Genomic DNA, 3,841 nt, shown 5'->3' on the forward strand with positions numbered 1-3,841 from the left:
AACATATATTATTTTGATTAAAGTGTAACCTTTGACAGCTTTATTAATTGATGAAGACAACTATTTCGAGGATTACAACTTAACTTATCAAGACAAATTTGTAAAAGGTCTTCCTGTGCTAAAGCTCAAAAATCTTACAAGGCTTGTTCAAGAACTTGTTGAAATGTGTACTTACAGTTATTATTCTAAAAAAAATTATCAAGATTTTTTAAGAGAAATCTACAAAATTTATAAAAAGGACAAGGGGCGAAGTTATATAATAAAAGAGTGTGAAGGAATTAACAAAAAGATTAAATGCACTAATTTATTTCCTGCATACAAAAAAGACAGATATTTATGCCCTGAATGTTTGGAAACTCAAAAGATTTCAACAATCTATTCTAAAAAAAGCAGAGCGAGAAAAAGCAATAAAGCTTAATAACATTTCTATAATTGACTTTGAGTTAATTATTAAGTTATATGAAGTATTTTCAATTACCTACTTTTTGACAAGGAAGTTTGCATATTAAAAATATGCAAACTTCATATAAAGAAAATACCCTTTGTAAAAATGGGGGGTAAAGTCAGATTTATTGAAGATCAATTAATTAAATTTATTAGTAACAATAATTTTATTCCTGAAAAATTTAATTGATTTCATTAAAAATCTTTCAGCATTTACAACAACTGCTCTAAATGTAGTAATCGTAAGCCTCTTGGTGCTGAAAAGAAAATCGACAGCTTTCAGCATTTCAACAAAAGTTAGCAAAGGGCTCACGATTCGGCAAACACACGATATTATTATTCATACAACAATATAAAGGTTTATAACAATGGCTAGAGTAAGAAAAAGGATTGAATCAAGAAAAGACGGGAGTAAAAATACTTACTGGACAATTGATTTTATTGATAATTTTGGTAAAAGAAAGATTAAAGGCGGCTTTAAAACAAAAGTAGAGGCCGAAAGAGAACTATCAAAAGTAATGCAGGAAATAAATAATGGCATTTATGTTGAGATAAAAAAATCCTTAACTTTTGGAGAACTTGCAGAAAACTTTATAAAATATCATGCGGAAATTCACTGCAAACCCTCGACACTATGCTCATACAATACATATCTTAAAAATCATGTTTTGCCATATTTTGGGAATATGAAAGTATTAGACATACGATTCCAGATTTTGTATAGATTAAAGGAAAGATTTTTCTCGATTGCTCCAGAGTTGTCTTCATCATGTTTTGATAATCACTGTCAACTACACCGTTTGCAGACAAAGCTGATTTTTTTATTCGTTCATATTCTGTAAGATTTTTCATCATAGGTTTTATGAAATTTAAAACCTGCATATCCTGAAATATCTCGGAAACCTTAAACACATCTCCGCCTGTTGCTCTTTGGATAATATTTAAAACTTCAAGTATAGGATCTTTTCCTTCTGCCACTGCTTTTAAAAGTTCTGATTTTAAATCGATGCCTAATTTTTTGCTAAAATTTTGTATAGTTTGAGGAGCAGTGACTTTCTGCATGAAGTTTTGCAAATTATTTGCAGCTTCAGGTGCATCTTTTGCTCCCTTCATTGCAATTTGAAGAGCCGCACCAAGTTGTGCAACCGCAGAAACACCTTTCATTCCGAGCATTGATGCACTTGCAGTAAGTCCCGGAAATTCTCCAGCCATATCTTTTAATTCAAATCTGCCTTCTTTTCCTGACTGAGCAAGAATATCCATAGTTCTTGCCAACTCTGACACCGGCACTTTTAAGTTATCGGTTACAGAAAAAGCGGTTTTAGAAATATCGATTATTGCCGCTTGTTCTGCCGTAGCAGTTTTTCCGATAACATTCATATAATCAAGGGCTTTAGTCGGATCGACTCCTGAAGCTACAAGAACACTTAATCCTTCGATAATATCGGGTCTGAATTGATTGGTGTATTTTGAAATTTGCCCGAGTCGTTTATCCATACCCAATAGTTGTTGTTCTGTTAATTGCCCGACATTCCCGAGTTCTCGGATTCGATGTTCCATTTCAAGAGCCTGTGGAATTGCATCTGTTAAACCAAGAGAATGTGCAAGTCCGAGTCCGCCTGCTGTCATTCCTGCTCCAACACCCAGCATTGTTTTTCCGAGACTTTCCATAGTTTCCGATGTCTGGTGAATTTTTTTCTGAAGTTTATCGAATTCCTGATTAGACTCGCTGACAGCATCTTTAATGACTCTTGACATTTTGTCAAAAGCGATAAGGGTTAAAGATACTTTCATCATATTGTCTAACATAATTCTTCAAGTTCCTCGGTTGTTGATTGCTTGTACTTAATTGCTTCTTGAACCCAAAATTCAAGCTCGGAGAGTTCCATTTGCTTTATTTCGCTGTATTGCCATCCTGTGGTTTTGGCGAGGTGGATGATGCATTCTGCTGTAACGACTGAAACTTCCCCGACATTTCTGCCTGCAAAGTAAGTACGTCTTCAAGAGACATTTCCAGCAAATCTTCATAAATTACAGTTTCACCATCTATTTCAGTAATTTCTGCTATCAGAGCATAAAGGATTTCTTCAGGTGTTTTAGCTTTTCTCTGTGCGTTTAAAAGGTCTCTGCCTTTGCCGTCTTTGAATACGGCTGTTTTTTGACTGGGTAATAAAAATTGTTTCATGTTTGCCTTTCTCCTTGTCATGTTATGTATTGACATTTGAGTTGTCATTGTATACAATGACAATATGAGTAATAAAATTGAAAAAATTGTATCTAAAATGAAACAGTCCAATAAGGGCTGGGATTTTGAATCTTGCATGAAAGTATTGCTTGAGATTGGATACGAAATGAAACCTGGAAAGGGAGATCATTTTAAATTTTTCAAAAAAGGTATGTTTTTGATTGTTATTGCTCGTCATCGCCCTGTAAGTCCTGATGCTGTTAATGATGTTTTGGATGCCTGGGATAATAATTTAAAAGGAGAAGATTATGACTAAAAAAGTTAAAAATTTAGAATATTATTTATCTCTTCCTTGGAAATTCGAATTTGAGAAATGCTCTGAAGGCGGATATTATGCCAGAGTAAAAGGACTTTCTTGCTATTCTCATGGTAATAATCTCGAACATGCTGCTGAACAAATAGAATCCGCATTAGAAACATATCTTGAAGGTTCCATTGAAGAGAATATACCTATTGTTGAACCTGTTTCTGAAGATGAATGTTCAGGAAGAATCAGTATAAGAGTTTCAAAATCCCTTCATTGTAAACTTTCAAATATTGCAAAAGATGAAGATGTAAGTGTAAGCCATCTTGTTAACGATGCATTAATAAAGGTCTACGATAAAACAGCTTAAGCTCCTATGTTATTCCTGTAAGTTTCTAAAATATCAACTCCTTCCACTTTATAAATGTTTTCTAATACGTCTATTTCAAAAATTTCCTCGCCGTCAACGATTAACTTTGCGTAATTAACGCTCATAGTAGTTTCGTATTCGGCATTATCCTGTGGCTTAAAGTTGCCCAGAGGAAATTCTTTAAAAGTTCCTGTTAAATAAGCAACGGCAGGAACTTCTGCAAGTTTGCCCATACTGTTGTAAGTTTCTAAACTTGCCCTTGCTTGAACTTGAACAGCCTTAAAAGGATTTGCCGCTTTTTTCATAACTTCTGTATAAAGAGCATTCCACTTGATTTTGCATTCAAGCTTGTCTATCCCTGCAAAGAATTCGGCAGAGCCAATCATTCCAAGTGCTTTATGGTCTGCCATTTTGTGTTTTATTTGCGGAAGCTGGATCTCTTCTGCTCTGCCAAGCAGATTGTTGCCATCCATATAGATGTTGGCGTTTGTGAGCCTGTTAATCTTTATTTTCGACATTTATTCCTCCTTTTGCTGTA

General features: G+C 34.3%; 6 protein-coding genes. 3 read left to right on the plus strand and 3 right to left on the minus strand.

Going from position 1 to position 3,841, the window contains the following annotated elements:
- Window positions 1–31 precede the first annotated feature (31 nt).
- Window positions 32–418 carry a hypothetical protein gene (locus WCG23_13085; GenBank protein MEI8390805.1) on the plus strand — a complete coding sequence of 129 codons (387 nt, stop codon included), beginning with the start codon at window positions 32–34 and terminating at the stop codon, window positions 416–418.
- Between the two features lie 680 nt (window positions 419–1,098).
- Here WCG23_13085 and WCG23_13090 read toward each other — a convergent pair.
- Both WCG23_13090 and WCG23_13095 read right to left on the minus strand, forming a co-directional pair.
- Complete coding sequence (locus tag WCG23_13090; GenBank protein MEI8390806.1) at window positions 1,099–2,253, minus strand: phage tail tape measure protein; 1,155 nt, start codon at window positions 2,251–2,253, stop codon at window positions 1,099–1,101.
- 85 nt (window positions 2,254–2,338) lie between these two features.
- Window positions 2,339–2,629: a hypothetical protein gene (locus WCG23_13095; GenBank protein MEI8390807.1), complete on the minus strand. Its 291-nt coding sequence runs from the start codon at window positions 2,627–2,629 to the stop codon at window positions 2,339–2,341.
- A gap of 64 nt (window positions 2,630–2,693) precedes the next feature.
- Here WCG23_13095 and WCG23_13100 point away from each other — a divergent pair, with 64 nt between their 5' ends.
- Together WCG23_13100 and WCG23_13105 are read left to right on the plus strand one after the other, a co-directional pair.
- Window positions 2,694–2,945 (plus strand): hypothetical protein, encoded by a 252-nt coding sequence (locus tag WCG23_13100; protein MEI8390808.1) that lies wholly within the window; start codon window positions 2,694–2,696, stop codon window positions 2,943–2,945.
- Window positions 2,938–3,303 (plus strand): type II toxin-antitoxin system HicB family antitoxin, encoded by a 366-nt coding sequence (locus tag WCG23_13105; GenBank protein ID MEI8390809.1) that lies wholly within the window; start codon window positions 2,938–2,940, stop codon window positions 3,301–3,303. Before WCG23_13100 ends, WCG23_13105 begins: the two co-directional genes overlap by 8 nt.
- Here the strand turns inward: WCG23_13105 and WCG23_13110 are convergent.
- Window positions 3,300–3,821, minus strand: a complete 522-nt coding sequence (locus WCG23_13110; protein MEI8390810.1) for a phage major tail tube protein — start codon at window positions 3,819–3,821, stop codon at window positions 3,300–3,302. The two genes, WCG23_13105 and WCG23_13110, sit on opposite strands and share 4 nt — an antisense overlap.
- Window positions 3,822–3,841 lie beyond the last annotated feature (20 nt).

The organism is bacterium (assembly GCA_037147175.1).
Classification (GTDB): Bacteria; Cyanobacteriota; Vampirovibrionia; order Gastranaerophilales; family UBA9971; genus UBA9971.

Excerpts from the sequence above, each read along its gene's own strand:
- WCG23_13095 (MEI8390807.1), bottom strand. The coding sequence starts at position 2,629 with ATGAAACAATTTTTATTACCCAGTCAAAAAACAGCCGTATTCAAAGAC.
- WCG23_13100 (MEI8390808.1), top strand. The coding sequence starts at position 2,694 with ATGAGTAATAAAATTGAAAAAATTGTATCTAAAATGAAACAGTCCAAT.
- WCG23_13110 (MEI8390810.1), bottom strand. The coding sequence starts at position 3,821 with ATGTCGAAAATAAAGATTAACAGGCTCACAAACGCCAACATCTATATG.
- WCG23_13105 (MEI8390809.1), top strand. The coding sequence starts at position 2,938 with ATGACTAAAAAAGTTAAAAATTTAGAATATTATTTATCTCTTCCTTGG.
- WCG23_13090 (MEI8390806.1), bottom strand. The coding sequence starts at position 2,253 with ATGTTAGACAATATGATGAAAGTATCTTTAACCCTTATCGCTTTTGAC.